Below are 16,288 nucleotides of genomic sequence, written 5' to 3'. Positions count from 1 at the left end.
GCTAAGCTGTCAACCTTTTCCAGAGAACCAGCCTTGAGCTCCGCGACCACCCCCTACCATCATGGCGACCTGAAAAATGCGCTGATTGAGGCCGCCGTCACGCTGATCGAGGAAGAAGGCGTGGACGCGGTTTCGGTGCGCGCCGTCGCCAAGCGGGTCGGCGTATCGCCAGGAGCACCGTTCCGCCATTTCGAATCGCGCACCGCCTTGCTCACCGCCGTGGCCGAAGTGGCCATGGCGCGGCTGGCGCAAGCCATAGACCAAGCACTGGCGCAGGCTGGCGGGCAATCGGCGCTGACGCAATACATGGCACTGGGCCGCGCCTTTCTGGACTGGGCATTTGCCAACCCCACCCACTTCCGGGTGATTTCCAGCCGCGCACTGATCGATTTCGACGGCTCGGGCCTCGCGGCAGCCAACCACCGGATACGCGACCGCATGCGTGCACTGCTGCAACAGGCGCTGGACGATGGCGAAATCCGCAACGTGACCGTCGATGACGCAATGCTGGCCACGCGCGCGCTGGCCTACGGGCTGGCACGCATGTATGTGGATGGGCAGATGCAGAGCTGGGATGTAGAGCCCGCGCAGGGGCTGCAGATGGCGCACCGCCTGCTCGACGAACAGGTGATGCGCCTGGCTTGATACCCCCGGCCAAGCCGGGCCGGGGCAGTTGATGCCGGGTTTACTTTGACGTTGCCACCGCCTCACCCCGCGTCTTATGCAGCGAGTACAGCACACCGGCCAGCAGCAGGCCGAAGGTCACCGTCAACGACACCAGCGACGGAATCTTGATCTCCATGTACACCAGACCGATCTTCACGCCGATGAAGATCAGCACCACCGCCAGCGCATACTTGAGGTAGTGGAAGCGGTGCACCATGGCTGCCAGAGCAAAATACAGCGCGCGCAGACCAAGAATGGCAAAGATGTTCGAGGTGTAGACAATGAACGGGTCTTGCGTGATGGCAAAAATGGCCGGGATGCTGTCCACCGCGAACACCAGATCGGCCCCTTCCACCATCAGCAACGCCAGGAACAGCGGCGTGAACCAGCGACCCGGTTTCAGCCCTTCGTCCTCGCCGCGCACCACAAAGCGCGAGCCGTGCAACTGGTCGGCCAGGCGGATGTGGCGCTTGAAAAAGCGGAACATGCCGCTTTGCGTGATGTCGGTCTCTTCATCCTTGGCAAACAGCATCTTCACGCCGGTAAACAGCAGGAAGCCGCCAAAGATCAGCAGAATCCAGCTGAACTGATGCACCAGCGCGGCGCCCACACCGATCATCAGCGCCCGCATGACGATGGCGCCAAGGATGCCCCAGAACAAGACCCGGTGCTGATACTGGCGCGGAATGGCCAGACTGGTGAAGATCAGCGAGATGACGAACACGTTGTCCATCGACAGTGATTTTTCCACCAGAAAGCCGGTGTAGTAATCCAGCCCGGCCTGTGGCCCTTTCAGCCACCACACATAGCCGCCGAAGAGCAGGCCGGCAGTGATGTAGAACGCCGACAGCTTCAGGCTCTCGGCAATGCCGATTTCGTGATCGTCCTTGTGCAAGATGCCCAGATCGAACACCAGCAGTACGACAACGACAATGGCAAAGATGCCCCAGGTCCACAGATCGATCACGGCCTTCCCTTTATACGCACGGCGTAGAATTCATAATGACCGATGAATGAGTGCGCCGCTGCCCAGGAGTTCCATGCCGCCGATCGAAAAGTGGATTGATAGTCATTGTCATCTTGATGCACCCGAGTTTGCGGGCGACCGCGATGCGGTGGCGAGGCGCGCGCAAGCGGCCGGCGTCGTTGGCATCGTGGTGCCGGCCATCACCGCAGCCACCTTTGCCGATACGCTGGCCATGCGCAACCGCTATGGTGCGCATCTCGCCTTTGGTCTGCACCCCATCTATATCGACCAGCATCGCGACGCGCATCTGGCCGAGCTGGCCAACTGGCTGACACGCGAGCAACCGGTGGCAGTCGGCGAAATCGGGCTGGATTTCTATGTGCCGGAACTCGATGCCGACCGGCAGGTGGCGATCTTCGAGGCACAACTGAAACTGGCACGCGACTTCGATCTGCCAGTGATCGTGCACATCCGGCGCAGCCAGGATCAGGTGCTCAAATACCTGCGTAAATGGCAGGTGCGCGGCGGCATCGCGCACGCCTTCAACGGCAGCCGCCAGCAGGCGGATGAATTCATCAAGCTCGGTTTCAAACTGGGCTTTGGCGGGGCGATGACCTATTCCGGCTCGCAGCGCATCCGCAAGCTGGCGGCCGAGCTGCCGCTGGATGCCATCGTGCTGGAAACCGATGCCCCCGACATTGCCCCCAGCTGGCTCGATCTACCCGGCCAGCCACGTGGCCGCAACGAGCCAGCCGAGCTGCCACGCATTGCCGCCGTACTGGCCGAACTGCGCCAGACCGACCTTGCCACCATTGCAGCAGCGACGCGCACCAACACCCTGGCTGCCTTGCCGGCACTCGCCAGCTGATTCAGTCCGTCAATTCAATACGGCCAGACGGGCCAGCGCAGCCGCCGCACTAGTCCGCACTTGCTCGGCCCCCTCATCCAGCACGCGAGTCAGTGCTGCGCGGTCGGCCAGCAGCTCGGCACGACGCTCACGCAGCGGCGCCAATGCCTGCTCGGCACGGTCGATCAAATGCGCGCGGATCACGCGTTCGGACAGGCCGCCACGGCGGAACTTGGACTTCAGGTCATCGAGGAAGTGGATATCGCGCTCGAACACATCGAGCAACTGGAACAGCGGGTGGCCCTCGGTTTCCTTGGCCGGCAGGCCCAGCGCAGCGCCGGGTGGAATCGCATCGATGGCAGCGGCCAGCGTATCGGCATCGGCCGAGAACGGCACATCGAGCGGCGCGCGCGGCATGGCAAACGGGCTGCGGCCAGCCAGCAGCGGGCGGGCCTCGGTCAGCAAGTCGCTACCGGCACGCTGGTTGATGGCGCGGATCACCCGGTTGGCATCTGCAACCACGATGGCATCGGCCGCCTGCGGCGACACAAAGCCCGGTTGCAAGGCGGCCAGCACCGCTGCGGTGCCGCGTACGGCCTCTGGGGCGTGTGCAGCCAGTTGCGCACGCAGCGCGGCCAGCTCGGGCACCTGTTGTGGCGCAAACACCGTCACGCGTGCCGGGTCGATGCCGGCGGCCAGATGATCGGCCACCACCTGCAGCGCAGCATCGTCAGCGGCATCCAGCATCACCAGTTGCTGGTGGCGATCCTGGAAATGCAGGCGCTGGCGCAAGCCGCTGACCAGCAGGCCAAGCGATAGCGGGCCATGTGCGCGCTCGGCACACAAGATGGCGGAATGGGTAGCAGGGCTGGACTGTGTAGCTTGCATGATCGGTTTCCTTTTTTATTCAGGCCACCGATCCGGGAGAGATGGAGCTGGTGCTCCAACAACAATGCCGCCCTGATCGGCGGCATTGTGAGAGTCAAAACATCCCGGCCGCCCTACGTATAGGAGCGGTACCAAAACGCAGCCTGTACGCGACAGGCCGGGCGGGAAAGGATGTTGAGCGCGGTATTCATGGCACCACTTTGCGCCGCAAGCATGCCCGGCGGCTATACGGGATTTCCCCGGGGTGGACTGCCCGCCTGCAACGCGGTTGCATCAGGGCGATGCCGTACAACGCATCAGTGGAACGCGGTGGAACTCGTGGCTGCCCCGGTAAAAATGCTGGCCGTGGCGATAAATGGTCAAGCCATCATCGCCCACCACGAACCCTTCCTTGTCCATGCGCACCGGCAGCAGTTGCGGCCGGCCGGACGAGCGCGCCACATGATCGGGCAAGAAAGTGACGACCAGCCGGGGCGGTGCATTCATCGCTTCGGCGTATGCCTTGGGGTCTGTCTTCTTCAGTTGCGCCAGTTTTTCCTTGTAGCTCAGGCGGTATTCGTCCGAGGCAGGCACATCGGCCGATCTTTTGCTTGCCTGGTTATATATGGCCCGGATCAACTCGTAGAACGCCGCCGGGTCTTCGCACCAGCTGCCGATCAATTCCCGATACAGCGCTTCGCTGGGCATTTGCGGCGGCAGCTGGATCTCAAGCGGGTCGGCGCTGCCGGTTGCTGCAGCCCGGTCAGCCACACCGGTTTGCAGCGTTTGCTGCGCGCTGCTGCAAGGCTGGTCCTGATAGACCACGGCGCCATCCACCCGGCATTTGTTCATGCCAGCCTGGGCCAGCCCGCTGACCACCAACAGCCACAGCCAACACCATTTCATCACTCACCCCGTATTGAGCACTCTGCCAGCAAACTATGGCAGTTGCGCCCGGCTGCCAGGTTATTTTTTGAAACAAACACTTAACATATCTGGCAACTGTGATCCGGCCGGGAAAACGCGCCCGCATCAGGTGCCGTTCCTGATCTCACAAGCAGTTACACACGCCACGCACATGCACGTCACCGCAGTGTCATAGCGCTGCGTTAATCGACAAGACATCTGCCCGGAAATAGCCATCATGGTGAAACTTGCTGTTGTAATCGCCACGCTGCTGACCGCTGCATCAATCTGTGCGGCGCCATTGACCGACGAGCAACGCGCGCTGCACGTGCTCAACCGGCTGGGCTATGGCCCGGCACCAGGTGATCTGCAGCAGGTGCAGGCCATGGGGGTCGAACGCTATATCGACCAGCAGCTGCACCCCGAGCGCATTGCGCTGCCGGCAGCGCTCAACCAGCGGCTGGATGCGCTGCGCCACAATGAAAAAACCCCGCGCGAGATGCTGGCCGTGGTACGGCCCGGACCGCTGATGAAGCTCGACGCAGCACAGCAGCAAGAGGCGCAGCGCGAAATCTACAAGGATGCCGCCCAGCTGTCGCATCAGGAGCGGCTGTACCGCGCCATCTACAGCCCGCGCCAGCTCGAAGAAGTGATGACCGACTTCTGGTTCAACCACTTCAACGTGTATGCCGACAAGGGCCTGACCCGTGTGTTCGTTACCGACTACGAGCGCAATGCCATCCGCCCCTATGTGCTGGGGCGCTTCCGCGATCTGCTTGGCGCCACGGCCAAGCACCCGGCCATGCTGTTCTATCTGGACAACTGGGAATCGGCCGCGCCCGACTTCCAGGGCAAGAACAAGCGCGTGCAGGGCCTGAACGAAAACTACGCGCGCGAGTTGATGGAGCTGCACACGCTGGGCGTCGATGGTGGCTATACGCAAAAGGACGTGACCGAGCTGGCGCGCATGCTCACTGGCTGGACCTTTGATCCGCGCGCCAGCTTTTTCGGCGGCGGCAGCTACACCTTCGATGCGCGCCGGCACGACACGCACGGCAAGGAATGGCTGAACCGCCATGTCGAGCCACGCGGCCAAGCCGAAGGCGAATGGGCGCTGGATGTGCTGGCGGCCAGCCCGGTCACCGCGCACCATATCAGCTACCAGCTGGCGCAATACTTCGTTGCCGACGAGCCGCCCGCATCGCTGGTGGACAAACTCACGCAGCGCTTCATCAACAGCCAGGGCGATATCCGCGCCGTGCTCACTACGCTGTTCGCCAGCCCGGAGTTCTGGGACAGCGCCAACGTCGGCAACAAGTTCAAGACGCCCTATCAACTGGTGGTCTCGGCCACGCGCGCTGCCGGTGTGCAGGTCAACAACGTGAAACCGCTGACCGGTGCGCTGTACCAGCTGGGCATGCCGCTGTACGGCTGCCAGACCCCCGATGGCTACAAAAACACCGAAGCCGCCTGGCTGAACCCGGATGCCATCACCCGCCGCATCAATCTGGCCACCGCGCTGGGCACCGGCCGGCTGGCACTCAGCCGCCCGGCCGACAGCGACGCCAGCGCGCCGATGGGCAAGGGCGAAATCGAACCGCTGGACCCAGTCACACTCGCCAATACGCTGGGGCCGGCGCTGTCGGACAAGACCCTGGCCAGCATCCAGCAAGCCGACCCCAATCTGCGCGCAGCACTGATGCTGGGCAGCCCTGATTTCCAACGCCATTAGGAGCACAACAAAACCCTGCTGGCTGCGTTGCGCTCACTTGCCGTACAACTTGTACTGTCTGCATTTCGTGCGTCTTGCCAGCACCGTTGCACTGGGTTTTGTCCATTTTCATCCATGTCTCGGGAGCACATCATGGATCGCCGTCTTTTCCTGAAATCCAGCGCCGCGCTGCTCGGTACCGGTCTGTTCCCCTTCGGCCAGAGTGGCTGGGCGCTGGCAGCCAATCCGGCCAGCCCGACGCAGAAGAAACTGGTGGTAGTGATGCTGCGCGGCGCAGTCGACGGCCTGAACGTGGTGGCGCCATATGCCGATGCCAATTACTACGCGCTGCGCCCCGGCATTGCGGTCGCCAAACCTGGCGCAGCCGATGGCCTGCTCGATCTGGACGGCTATTTCGGCCTGCACCCGGCGCTGACGCCGCTGCAGCCGCTGTGGCAGGCAAAACAACTGGCCTTTGTGCATGCCGCCGGCTCGCCGGATGCGACGCGTTCGCACTTCGATGCGCAGGACTATATGGAGTCGGGTACGCCCGGCCGCAAAGGCACGGCCGATGGCTGGATGAACCGGCTGCTGGCCACCCTGCCGGGCGAGATGTCGCCCACCCGCGCGGTCAGCATCGGCCCGACCTTGCCGCGCATCCTCAGCGGGCGCATCGGCGTGGCCAATGTCGCCAGCGGCAATGCAGCCGGCAAGCCCACCGTGCTGGATAGGCCCAAGGTCGACGATGCATTCAGCCAGCTCTACAAGGGCGACGACAAGCTGGCGCAGGCCTATGAAGAAGCGCGCGAAACCCACAAGGAAGTGATGGACAGCCTGGCAGATGAAATGATGGCCGCCAGCAATGGCGCGCCGTTGCCCAACGGCTTTCCCACCGACGCCGTGCAACTGGCCAAACTGATGCGCAAGGGCAATGTGCAGCTCGCCTTCATCGCGCTGGGCGGCTGGGATACCCATATCAACCAGGGCGCCGGCAAAGGCCAGCTCGCCAACCGGCTAGCCCCGGTGGGCGAAGGGCTGGCCCAGTTGGCACAGGCCCTTGGCCCGATGTGGAACGACACCACCGTGGTAGTGATGTCCGAATTCGGCCGCACCGCAAAACAAAATGGCAACGGCGGCACCGACCACGGCCACGGCAACGTGATGTGGCTGCTGGGTGGTGCCGTGGCCGGCGGCAAGGTTTATGGTGACTGGCGCGGGCTGGACAACGCCGCGCTGTACGAGCAACGCGACGTGCCCGTGACCACCGACTTCCGCGCCGTGCTGGCGCAAGTGGCCGAGCGGCATTTGCGACTGCCCGATGCGCAGCTGGCGCAGATTTTTCCGGGGCTGACGACGACTGCGCCGCGCGGGCTGATACGTGCCTGATGGCGATGGCCGCTTGGCATGGCTTGGCCTGCGCACCACAATGCCCGGCATGGACATCTACCCCACCCTGACCGGCTCGCACATCCGCCTGCGCCCACTGCAGGCGGACGACGGTCCTGCCCTGCTGCAGGCGGCCAGCGATGGCGAATTGTGGCAGCTCAAGTTCACCGTCGTGCCCTCGCAGGCCACGATGGCAGCCTACATCGCCACCGCGCTCGAGGCGCGCGCGGCCGGCATGGTCATTCCCTTTGTCACCGAGGATATCTCCAGCGGCAAGGTGATCGGCTCGACCCGCTACTGGAAGGTGGATGCGCGCAACCGCCAGCTGGAAATCGGCCACACCTGGCTGGCAGCATCGTGGCAGCGCACGCGCGCCAATAGCGAGGCCAAGTATCTGATGCTGCGCCATGCCTTCGATACGCTGGGGATGATCCGCGTGCAGTTCACCACCGACGAGCTGAACACCCGCTCGCAAGCCGCCATCCTGCGCCTGGGCGCCAGGCTGGAAGGCTTGATCCGCTACGAGCGCATCATGCCCGACGGGCGCAAGCGCAATTCGCTGCGCTACAGCATCATCGAGGATGAGTGGCCCGAGGTTTGCGCAGGGCTGCTGGCGCGCCTCGCCCAGGGGGAAATCGCTGGCGCGTAGCCCGGCGGGCAGGCGGCCATTGCGTGCTGCCACCATCGGCTGGATGATATCGCACCGGACGCTCCCGGCTTTGAATGGTTGCCCATGACCAGTCGCATCATTACCCCTGCCGAATTTACAACGCTCATACGGCCCTTGCTGGCTTTGCCAGTTTCACTGGCGTGGCCGGGCTATGGCTCAGCGGTGTTTTTCGAGCTGGGCGCGCTGACCGAACCCGAAGGACGGCGCCGGCTGCCCAGTGGGGAGGCCAATATCGGCATTGAATGGGACTGGCGTGTCGAGCTGGGCGAGCGGGTCTGCTTTGGCAGTTCCAACACACGCCCGGAAATTGCCGAAGGACTAAGCCGGTTGCAGGGGGCAACCTTGATTGACATCGCCATCTCCGGCCGCATTCCCGAGCTGGCTCTGCATTTCGCCAGCGGGTACTGTCTGCGCAGCATGGTAATGGTAAGCGGCAACCCGGAGTGGCGCATCCGCCTGCCCGATCAAAACTGGCTGTGGGCGCGGCGCGGCTTGCTGTACTGCGGGACGGGCGAATCCGAGCCGGTGAGTGTAGAAGAAGAAGCCGCCCTTGCCCGGGCGGATCAGACCGCCCTGCGCTGGGGCAGGCTCGAGCATGTCAACGACGCATGCTGCCGGAAATGCATGGCTTTTGTCAGGCTGAATGGTGATGGTGCGCTGCTTGATTTCGGTTGCTGTACACAGCCCGGTGGCCCGCATGACGGCAGCGCGGTGCATCTCTGGAATACCTGTCCGAAGTTCACCCCGAGCGATCAGTAAGCGCCGGCGGAATCCTGCACCACCCGGTCAGGCACGCAGCACTGAGCCCGGCAGCACTGTACCTTGTTCCGCCACCGCAGCAATCTGCACCTGTGCCGCTGCCACATCCAGCCCGCGCGCTGCCAGCCAGGCGTCGTTGTAGTAGGAGTGGCCATAGCGCTCGCCGCTGTCGCACAGCAGGGTGACGATACTGCCCTGGCGGCCGTCGGCCTGCATTTGCGCGGCCAGCGCCAGCACGCCAACGAAGTTGCTGCCGGTGGAGCCCCCCACCCGGCGGCCAAGCTTGTCTGCCAGCCAGCGCATGGCACCAACGGATAGCGCGTCAGGCACCTTGAACATGCTGTCGATGACATCCGGCAAAAAGGATGACTCGACGCGCGGCCGGCCTATGCCCTCGATGCGCGAGCCACAATCGAGCTGGAAGCGCGCACGCGCGGCCGTAGCGTCCTCCCCCTGCCGCACGGCGGCGTAGTAATCGAAGAACACCGAATTTTCCGGATCAACGCAGGCAATCTGCGTGCCGTGGCGGCGGTAGCGCACATAGCGCCCCAGGGTGGCGCTGGTGCCGCCCGTACCGGCCGAGGCCACGATCCAGTCCGGCTCCGGGTAACGCTCCAGCTCCATCTGCTTGAAAATGGATTCGGCGATGTTGTTGTTGGCGCGCCAGTCGGTGGCGCGCTCGGCGTAGGTGAACTGGTCCATGAAATGGCCATTGGTGGCGCGCGCCAGCCGCTCCGATTCGCTGTAGATCGCCGTCGGGTCTTGCACCAGATGGCAACCGCCGCCATGGAATTCGATGGCGGCAATCTTGTCCGGGCTGACCGTGGCCGGCATCACCGCGATGAAGGGCAGGCCCAGCAGGTGGGCGAAATAGGCTTCGGAAATGGCGGTAGAGCCGCTTGATGCCTCGATCACTGTGCTGCCCTCATGCAGCCAGCCATTGGCCAGCGCATACAGGAACAGCGAGCGCGCCAGCCGGTGTTTGAGGCTGCCGGTGGGGTGGCACGATTCATCCTTCAGGTAGACATCGATGCCGGAAAAACCGGGCAGCACCAGCGGGATCAGATGCGTATCGGCCGAGCGGTGAAAATCCGCCTCGATGGTGCGGATGGCAGCATTGGTCCAGGCGCGGGATGGGGTCATGGAGATCTGGCTCTGCAGCAGCAATGACCCATCATGGCAAAGAAAAACCGGCCTTCACAGGCCGGTTTTCCATTACATCCACTGCTTGATTTCAAACAGTGACGATCACAGGCCAAGCCCGGTGGCAAAACGCACCGAGAAGGCGGCGCCGCTCTGGTCACGGTCATACGACCAGTGGTGCAGGCCGGCCAGGCCATTGGCCTTCACCCATGCCGCCACCACATCGGCGTCGGACAGCGAGAAGTTCTCGCCACCCACGTCGTTGGCCAGAATCATCGGTGTCACTTCGATCTGGCTGTACGGCAGGTTATAGAAGTTGTGCAGGTTCATGGCCGCCTGGATGGCCGACTGGCCCATCTGGCACGAGCTGCCGCTGACCACGCACAGATTGATGCTCGGCGGGTTGCCGTAGTCCATGGTCATCAGGTTGACGGTGTAGTTCTTCAGACCGGCCGCCTGGATGGCGCTCATCACCACCTTGCCCATGTCGCCCAGCGGGTTGGGCGAGCTGGCACCCAGATCAACCGCGACAGCCGAACCGGACTTGCTCTGCGCCAGTGTGGCCAGCGTGAAGCTGAAGCGCAGGTTGGGCCAGGTTTTCTGGGCCACGATAACGCGCTGTACCAGATCAGTGATCTGCGCCTGGGTTTGGCCGGCTTCGATGTCGAAGTCGACGCCGATCATGTTGGCCGAGTAATAGTGGTTGATAAACTTGGCAAAGCCCGCATCGCTGCCGCAGGAGAACACGCCGGCTGCACCACCGGTCGACACCACGTACTTCTTGCCCGAGCCGGTAAACAGCGGGACATTGGTGTTGACGAAGGTGGTCGGGTCCATGCCGGCCAGGTTTTCACCCGACGGCACGGCGGCAGTGCTGCCGCACTCACCGGTCACGAAGGCCCAAGTCAAGGTATCGACCTTGGCCGGCATGTCGGCCGTGACTGCCTGCACTTTGCCGCTGCCCACGCTGGCACGCATCATGTCGGTGTTCCAGTCGGTATTGACCGTCACATCCTTGTACGGGCTGTAGATGAAGGCCGGCGCAGTACCGCTCACCGGGGTCGGCGTAACGGTCGGGGTGATGGTCGGCGTCGGCGTGGCAACCGGGGTCGGCGTCGGCACGGCACACGGCGGCGGCACCATGGCTCCGACGGCCCAATAAGTGGCGTTGTAGGTCAGCTTGCTCCAGCCGCCTTGCGGCAGGCCGGCAGTAGGCTCGGTGGCTGCGGTGGCAGTGTGGGCCTGAGCAGCAACGAAAACACCCGGGTAGGTGCTGCCGTTGTACATCACGTTGAACGTGCTCACGTCACGGGCCGGGCGCACGCGCTGGCCGGAGGCGTAAGACGTGCCGGCAGTCCATACCGGCAACGCCGGATCGCTCGGACAGGTGCCGGCCACCAACTGGGTTGCAGCCGGCGGGGTGACACCCACCGGAGTCGGGCTGACCGTCGGTGTTGCGGTCGGAGTCGGCGTCGGGCCGCACACGCCGTTGTCGGTCCACGGTTGCCCGTCGCCGGTGCTGGACGATGGAATATTGCCCTGAGTCCACCACTTGGCGGTGTAGGTGTGGCCGTTGTAGCTCACTTGTGCGCCACCGTTATAGGCGGTGCTGCTGTTCCACGCGGCGGCGGTACAGCCACCGCTAACCGGTGTCGGGGTCACGGTCGGCTTGGTGGTCGGGGTGGGAGTGCCGGTCACCGGGATCGGTGTTGCGGTCGGCTTGGGCGTTGCGGTCGGCGCCGGAGTCGGCGTAGCGCTGCCGGTATCGGCGCCCAGATCGGTCCACAGACTGGCATTGGTCGGGTTCCAGCCGGTGCTGGCATAGTCGGTCTGGCTGACCAAGGCCTTGTAGTCGTGACCGCTGTAATAAACGATGGTGCCAGCGGCGTAATAGGTATCAGCCTGCCAGGCCGGATAGCTGGCAGCGTGCGCGGCATGCGCGGCGAACAGGGCGGGAAGCAGGGCAAGCGCCAGCTTCCCGTGTCCGCGTCGGGACGTACGGGATGTCATTGCAACTCCTCCAATATTAGATTTTTATTAAGCAACCTGTCAGCAGGCTGCTCGCCTGTGATTTATCGGTAGAAGCCATGCCGAGTCAAACAAACAAATGTACAAGTGAGAGAGAGGCGACAAACGGCACAAAACCCGGTGCTAGTGCGCTGTTTCTGCATCGCTTTTTGCCATGACCGTGCAAGGAAGCAGATACATTTCTGCCTTTACCCCCAGCTACCGGCCATCTCCGATTCGGCTTACAGCGAGGCCACCCCGCTGGCGCCCCGGCCGGGATACGGCAATCAGAACAACTGCGGCTGGCTATCGTGCGGCGTGGCCGTTACCTGTGCATCCACCGCCTCATCGGCAAAGCGGATGCGTACTGCATCGCCCCGTTGCAATTGCGCAGCCGCCTGCACCACATGGCCCGCCTTGTCCTCGACCAGCGCATAGCCGCGTGCCAGCACGGCGGTCGGGTTGAGTGCCGCCAGCCGCGCGCCCAGCAGTGCCAGCCGCTGTGTACGGCGTGCCTGTTGCTGCTGCATGGTGATGGCCAGCCGCTCGGCCTGTCTGGCCAGCCGCAAGCGCCGCTGGGCCATGTCCGGCGCCAGATGATCCAGCCGCAAGCGATCACGCAGCAGGCGCTGGCGGCGCTGCTCCAGCACCTGGCCAATGGCGCGTTGCAGGCTGCTGCGCGCGCGCAGCAAGTGCTCGCGCCGACGTTGCAACGCCTCGCCCGGGTGGCGCAGTCGCCGCTGCAGGCCGTCGAGCTTTTGCATGCGGGCCTCGATCTGCCGGCGCAAGGCACGCGCCAGCCGGGCCTGCAAATGTGCCACGCGCAATTGCAGCTCCTGCCGGTTGGGGCTGACCAGCTCGGCCGCAGCGGTGGGCGTGGCAGCGCGTACGTCGGCAACAAAGTCTGCAATGGTCACATCAGTTTCATGGCCCACGCCGCTGACCACCGGCATGCTGCAGGCAGCAATTGCGCGCGCAACGACTTCTTCATTGAATGACCACAGGTCTTCGATGCTGCCGCCGCCACGGCACACCAGCAAGGTATCCACCTCGGCCCGTGCGGATGCGGCATTGATGGCCGCAGCGATCTCGTTCGCCGCGCTGGCGCCTTGCACCGCGCACGGGTAGAGGATTACCGGCAAGCCGGGCATGCGCCGGCGCAAGGTGGTCAGCACGTCACGCAAGGCCGCCGCCTTGAGCGAGGTGACGATGCCGATGGCGCGCGGGAATGCGGGCACCGGCCGCTTGCGCGCTGCATCAAACACGCCCTCGGCAGCCAGTTTCTTCTTCAATTGCTCGAAGGCCTCGAACAATGCCCCCAAACCAGCCGGCCGCATGGCCTCGATGGTGAGCTGGAAGTCGCCGCGCGCCTCATACAGCGACACCACGGCGCGCACTTCCACCTGCGCACCCTCGCGCGGCTGGAAATCGAGCAGCGCGGCGCGGTTGCGGAACATCACGCAACGCACCTGTGCGCCGGCATCCTTCAGGCTGAAATAACAGTGGCCCGAATCGTAGCGCTTGAAGTTGGAAATCTCGCCCGCCACCCACAGCACGGGAAAGCTGCCCTCCAGCACATCACGTACCTGCCGGTTCAGTTCGGTGACCGAAACGGCCCTGCTTGTAGGGCTTGACAACACGTCGATCATCGTAAGCTACACCTCTTTAATCCACAAAATGGCTTCCCGACTGGGCTGGCTGCCCGATCTGAAACCTGTAGTGCAAATGAACATCGCAAGTCTTTGTTTTTATTAAACTTAACAAAAAGATCAAAAATGGGGCAATCTGGCTGCCCCCTAGGTCCATCAAGGGTTTAGTGCGCGTTTATCCCCGTTGTTCACAAAGTTATCCACAGAAGTTGTGGGAAAGCGGGACAAACGCAGCAAGGGCGCGGGTTTGGGGACAATCGTCTCATGTTGCACTGCTACAGAATGGGTTTGTAGTGCCCCCTGTCAAGTCTTGACGTCCATCGGCCACGCAAGGCAGCGCATAGCGGCGGGCCTTTCGCGCAAGCCGCAATCCGGCTACAGTTACGCCGTTTTCAAAGCCCTCCCGAAAAGGACGCACGCACCATGCTCGGAATCATCGAAGCCGCCGGCTGGCCGATCTGGTTGATTATCGCCGCTTCCGTCACGGCCGTGACCATCATCATTGAACGCCTGCTCACCCTGCGCAAAAGCCTGGTGCTGCCGGAGGGCCTGCTGGCGCGTTCAGTACAGGAATACCGCAGCCACGGCGTCACGCCGGAAATGCTGTCCAAGCTTGCTGCCACCAGTCCGCTGGGCCGCGTGCTGGCCGCCGGCCTGAAGAATGTAAAAAGCAGCCGCGAGATCATGAAGGAATCGATCGAGGAAATCGGCGGTGCCGTTGCCCATGATCTGGAACGCTATCTGTCGGCACTGGGCACCATTGCCACCGTCACCCCGCTGTTGGGCCTGTTCGGCACCGTGATCGGCATGATCGAGATCTTCGGCGCGCAAAACCCGGCCAGCGGCAACAACCCGGCCATGCTGGCGCACGGTATTTCGGTAGCCCTCTACAACACCGCCTTCGGCATCATCGTGGCCGTGCCGGCGCTGCTGTTCTATCGCTACTTCCGCAGCAAGGTGGATGGCTTCATCGTCGAGATGGAACAACAAGCCATCAAGCTGGTTGAAGTGGTCCACGGCGACCGTCACTGAGCGACGCGACATGAAATTCCGCCAACGCCGCCACCGGGAAGAGCCGGAAATCAACTTCATTCCGCTGATCGACGTGATGCTGGTGATCCTCATTTTCGTGATGGCCACCACCACCTACTCGAAGTTTGCCGAGCTGAAGATCAACCTGCCGACCGCCGATGCAGAAAAAGCAGCTGAAACACCGCAAACGGTGCAGATCAGCATTTCTGCCGGCGGCCAGTACAGCATCAACGAACAACTGCAAACCTTCAGCACGCCCGACGAGTTTGCACTGCAGCTGCGCAAGGCGGCCGGCAACAATCCCGACCCGATGATCGTCATCAATGCCGACGGTCAGGCCAGCCACCAGAGCGTGGTGAACGTGATGGAAGCGGCACGGCTGGCGGGCTTCGGCAAGCTGACCTTCGCCACGCAGACCAAGTGATGCCAGGCTGCGCGCACGCGGATCAACAGGAACGGGGCTGCGGCCCCGTTTTTTGTCACTCGCCGCCAGGACAGACCGCATGCGGCTGATCGAGCGTGCCTGGTATGCACCACGCCACCCGCTGGCGCTGCTGCTCTCGCCCTTGTCCTGCCTGTTCGGCTGGCTGGCGGCACGGCGCCGCAGCGCGTATGCCCGTGGCGCCCGCACGGTCACCCGGCTGCCGGTGTCGGTCATCGTCGTCGGCAACCTCACCGTCGGCGGCACCGGCAAGACGCCGCTGACCGCCGCGCTGGCCGCAGGGCTGCGCGCGGCCGGCTACACCCCCGGCATTGTCTCGCGCGGCTATGGTGGTCAGGCAGATACGCCCTTGGCCGTCAGCCCCGACAGCCATCCCGCACAAGTGGGCGACGAACCGCTGCTGCTGGCTCGCAGCACGCGTGCGCCGGTCTGGGTCTGCCGTCAGCGTGCCGCCGCCGCGCAAGCATTGCTGGCGGCCCACCCGGAGGTGGACATCATCCTGTGCGACGACGGCCTGCAGCACTACGCACTGGGCCGCGATATCGAGCTGTGCGTGATCGACGGCCAGCGCGGCTTCGGCAACGGCCGCCTGCTGCCGGCCGGGCCGCTGCGCGAGCCGGTGGATCGGTTGCAATCGGTTGATGCCGTAGTCGTCAACGGCGAGGGCGACATGCCGGCCCACCCGCACGGCTTTCGCATGCAGCTGGTGCCAGGCGTGCCCTACCGGCTGGACAATGCCACCATCACCCGCAGCGTCGCTGCCCTGCCCGGCCCGCTGACTGCCGTGTGCGGCATTGGCAACCCGCAGCGTTTTTTTGCCACCTTGCGCGGCCTTGGCCTGCAGTTTGCCGGGCATGACTTCCCCGACCACCACGCGTTCACTGTGGCCGATCTGCCAGCCGGCACGCTGATCGTGACCGAGAAAGATGCGGTCAAACTCGCGGCAATGCCGGATTTGGGCGATGCGGGTGCTAGAATCTGGGTCCTGCCCGTTACGGCTGTCATCCAGCCCGATCTGATTGCGTGGCTTAGCGAGAAACTGAAACATGGACGCCAAACTGCTTGAAATCCTCGTCTGCCCGGTCTGCAAGGGCCCGCTGGTGTATGACAAGCCCCGCCAGGAACTGATCTGCCGTGGCGACCGCCTGGCCTTTGCCGTCAAGGACGGCATCCCGGTGATGCTGGAAGGCGAAGCGCGCACGCTGGACCCCACCGAAGACATTCCGCGCTGACCGT

Annotated in this window: 16 protein-coding genes; 10 read left to right on the top strand and 6 right to left on the bottom strand. The window is 63.6% G+C overall.

Going from position 1 to position 16,288, the window contains the following annotated elements; translation table 11 throughout:
* The first annotated feature begins 33 nt into the window (after window positions 1-33).
* The gene (locus B9A19_RS09465) at window positions 34-645 is read left to right on the top strand and encodes a TetR/AcrR family transcriptional regulator (protein WP_084090543.1); all 612 of its coding nucleotides are present in this window, start codon (window positions 34-36) and stop codon (window positions 643-645) included.
* Between the two features lie 40 nt (window positions 646-685).
* Here the strand turns inward: B9A19_RS09465 and B9A19_RS09460 are convergent, their stop codons facing one another.
* Window positions 686-1,633, bottom strand: a complete 948-nt coding sequence (locus B9A19_RS09460) for a TerC family protein (RefSeq protein ID WP_084090542.1) — start codon at window positions 1,631-1,633, stop codon at window positions 686-688.
* A 73-nt stretch (window positions 1,634-1,706) separates the two neighbouring features.
* Here B9A19_RS09460 and B9A19_RS09455 point away from each other — a divergent pair, with 73 nt between their 5' ends.
* Window positions 1,707-2,501, top strand: a complete 795-nt coding sequence (locus B9A19_RS09455) for a TatD family hydrolase (protein ID WP_084090541.1) — start codon at window positions 1,707-1,709, stop codon at window positions 2,499-2,501.
* A gap of 9 nt (window positions 2,502-2,510) precedes the next feature.
* Here B9A19_RS09455 and B9A19_RS09450 read toward each other — a convergent pair whose 3' ends face one another.
* Window positions 2,511-3,368, bottom strand: coding sequence for a hypothetical protein (locus B9A19_RS09450; RefSeq protein ID WP_084090540.1), 858 nt, complete (start codon window positions 3,366-3,368; stop codon window positions 2,511-2,513).
* A gap of 273 nt (window positions 3,369-3,641) precedes the next feature.
* Entirely contained in the window at window positions 3,642-4,253 is a 612-nt protein-coding gene (locus tag B9A19_RS09445) for a DUF4124 domain-containing protein (RefSeq protein WP_084090539.1), read from the bottom strand.
* 238 nt (window positions 4,254-4,491) lie between these two features.
* On the opposite strand from B9A19_RS09445, the gene B9A19_RS09440 reads away from it, so the two are divergent.
* The 4 genes from B9A19_RS09440 (at window position 4,492) to B9A19_RS09425 (ending at window position 8,779) form a co-directional block, all read left to right on the top strand.
* Window positions 4,492-5,985 (top strand): DUF1800 domain-containing protein, encoded by a 1,494-nt coding sequence (locus B9A19_RS09440; protein ID WP_084090538.1) that lies wholly within the window; start codon window positions 4,492-4,494, stop codon window positions 5,983-5,985.
* A 132-nt stretch (window positions 5,986-6,117) separates the two neighbouring features.
* Window positions 6,118-7,350: a DUF1501 domain-containing protein gene (locus tag B9A19_RS09435; protein ID WP_084090537.1), complete on the top strand. Its 1,233-nt coding sequence runs from the start codon at window positions 6,118-6,120 to the stop codon at window positions 7,348-7,350.
* Window positions 7,351-7,399: 49 nt separating this feature from the next.
* Window positions 7,400-7,999 carry a GNAT family N-acetyltransferase gene (locus B9A19_RS09430; protein ID WP_084090577.1) on the top strand — a complete coding sequence of 200 codons (600 nt, stop codon included), beginning with the start codon at window positions 7,400-7,402 and terminating at the stop codon, window positions 7,997-7,999.
* Between the two features lie 84 nt (window positions 8,000-8,083).
* Window positions 8,084-8,779 (top strand): hypothetical protein, encoded by a 696-nt coding sequence (locus B9A19_RS09425; protein ID WP_084090536.1) that lies wholly within the window; start codon window positions 8,084-8,086, stop codon window positions 8,777-8,779.
* Window positions 8,780-8,806: 27 nt separating this feature from the next.
* Here the strand turns inward: B9A19_RS09425 and B9A19_RS09420 are convergent, their stop codons facing one another.
* From B9A19_RS09420 to xseA, 3 genes are all read right to left on the bottom strand, one after another.
* On the bottom strand, window positions 8,807-9,922 hold the full coding sequence (locus tag B9A19_RS09420) for a PLP-dependent cysteine synthase family protein (protein WP_084090576.1): 1,116 nt from the start codon (window positions 9,920-9,922) through the stop codon (window positions 8,807-8,809).
* A 105-nt stretch (window positions 9,923-10,027) separates the two neighbouring features.
* Window positions 10,028-11,932 carry a carbohydrate-binding protein gene (locus B9A19_RS23305; protein ID WP_084090535.1) on the bottom strand — a complete coding sequence of 635 codons (1,905 nt, stop codon included), beginning with the start codon at window positions 11,930-11,932 and terminating at the stop codon, window positions 10,028-10,030.
* Between the two features lie 284 nt (window positions 11,933-12,216).
* Window positions 12,217-13,578 carry an exodeoxyribonuclease VII large subunit gene (gene xseA, locus B9A19_RS09410; RefSeq protein WP_084090534.1) on the bottom strand — a complete coding sequence of 454 codons (1,362 nt, stop codon included), beginning with the start codon at window positions 13,576-13,578 and terminating at the stop codon, window positions 12,217-12,219.
* 423 nt (window positions 13,579-14,001) lie between these two features.
* Here xseA and B9A19_RS09405 point away from each other — a divergent pair, with 423 nt between their 5' ends.
* From B9A19_RS09405 to B9A19_RS09390, 4 genes are all read left to right on the top strand, one after another.
* Window positions 14,002-14,610, top strand: coding sequence for a MotA/TolQ/ExbB proton channel family protein (locus B9A19_RS09405; RefSeq protein WP_084090533.1), 609 nt, complete (start codon window positions 14,002-14,004; stop codon window positions 14,608-14,610).
* Between the two features lie 10 nt (window positions 14,611-14,620).
* Window positions 14,621-15,034: an ExbD/TolR family protein gene (locus B9A19_RS09400; RefSeq protein ID WP_084090532.1), complete on the top strand. Its 414-nt coding sequence runs from the start codon at window positions 14,621-14,623 to the stop codon at window positions 15,032-15,034.
* Window positions 15,035-15,113: 79 nt separating this feature from the next.
* A complete protein-coding gene (lpxK, locus tag B9A19_RS09395; RefSeq protein WP_084090531.1) occupies window positions 15,114-16,118 on the top strand; it encodes a tetraacyldisaccharide 4'-kinase in 1,005 nt (334 codons plus the stop codon).
* Window positions 16,099-16,284, top strand: coding sequence for a Trm112 family protein (locus B9A19_RS09390; RefSeq protein ID WP_084090530.1), 186 nt, complete (start codon window positions 16,099-16,101; stop codon window positions 16,282-16,284). The genes lpxK and B9A19_RS09390 overlap by 20 nt, the downstream gene beginning before the upstream one ends.
* Window positions 16,285-16,288: the final 4 nt, after the last annotated feature.

Origin of the sequence: Andreprevotia lacus DSM 23236 (genome assembly GCF_900176275.1) — a bacterium.
Taxonomy (GTDB): Bacteria; Pseudomonadota; Gammaproteobacteria; order Burkholderiales; family Chitinibacteraceae; genus Andreprevotia; species Andreprevotia lacus.
This window is presented reverse-complemented; position numbering and strand designations above follow the sequence as displayed.

Coding starts and splice junctions, on each gene's coding strand:
- B9A19_RS09390 (WP_084090530.1), top strand. CDS start 16,099: ATGGACGCCAAACTGCTTGAAATCCTCGTCTGCCCGGTCTGCAAGGGC.
- B9A19_RS09455 (WP_084090541.1), top strand. CDS start 1,707: ATGCCGCCGATCGAAAAGTGGATTGATAGTCATTGTCATCTTGATGCA.
- B9A19_RS09405 (WP_084090533.1), top strand. CDS start 14,002: ATGCTCGGAATCATCGAAGCCGCCGGCTGGCCGATCTGGTTGATTATC.
- B9A19_RS09400 (WP_084090532.1), top strand. CDS start 14,621: ATGAAATTCCGCCAACGCCGCCACCGGGAAGAGCCGGAAATCAACTTC.
- B9A19_RS09430 (WP_084090577.1), top strand. CDS start 7,400: ATGGACATCTACCCCACCCTGACCGGCTCGCACATCCGCCTGCGCCCA.
- B9A19_RS09425 (WP_084090536.1), top strand. CDS start 8,084: ATGACCAGTCGCATCATTACCCCTGCCGAATTTACAACGCTCATACGG.
- lpxK (WP_084090531.1), top strand. CDS start 15,114: ATGCGGCTGATCGAGCGTGCCTGGTATGCACCACGCCACCCGCTGGCG.
- B9A19_RS09440 (WP_084090538.1), top strand. CDS start 4,492: ATGGTGAAACTTGCTGTTGTAATCGCCACGCTGCTGACCGCTGCATCA.
- B9A19_RS23305 (WP_084090535.1), bottom strand. CDS start 11,932: ATGACATCCCGTACGTCCCGACGCGGACACGGGAAGCTGGCGCTTGCC.
- B9A19_RS09435 (WP_084090537.1), top strand. CDS start 6,118: ATGGATCGCCGTCTTTTCCTGAAATCCAGCGCCGCGCTGCTCGGTACC.
- B9A19_RS09445 (WP_084090539.1), bottom strand. CDS start 4,253: ATGAAATGGTGTTGGCTGTGGCTGTTGGTGGTCAGCGGGCTGGCCCAG.
- xseA (WP_084090534.1), bottom strand. CDS start 13,578: ATGATCGACGTGTTGTCAAGCCCTACAAGCAGGGCCGTTTCGGTCACC.
- B9A19_RS09450 (WP_084090540.1), bottom strand. CDS start 3,368: ATGCAAGCTACACAGTCCAGCCCTGCTACCCATTCCGCCATCTTGTGT.
- B9A19_RS09420 (WP_084090576.1), bottom strand. CDS start 9,922: ATGACCCCATCCCGCGCCTGGACCAATGCTGCCATCCGCACCATCGAG.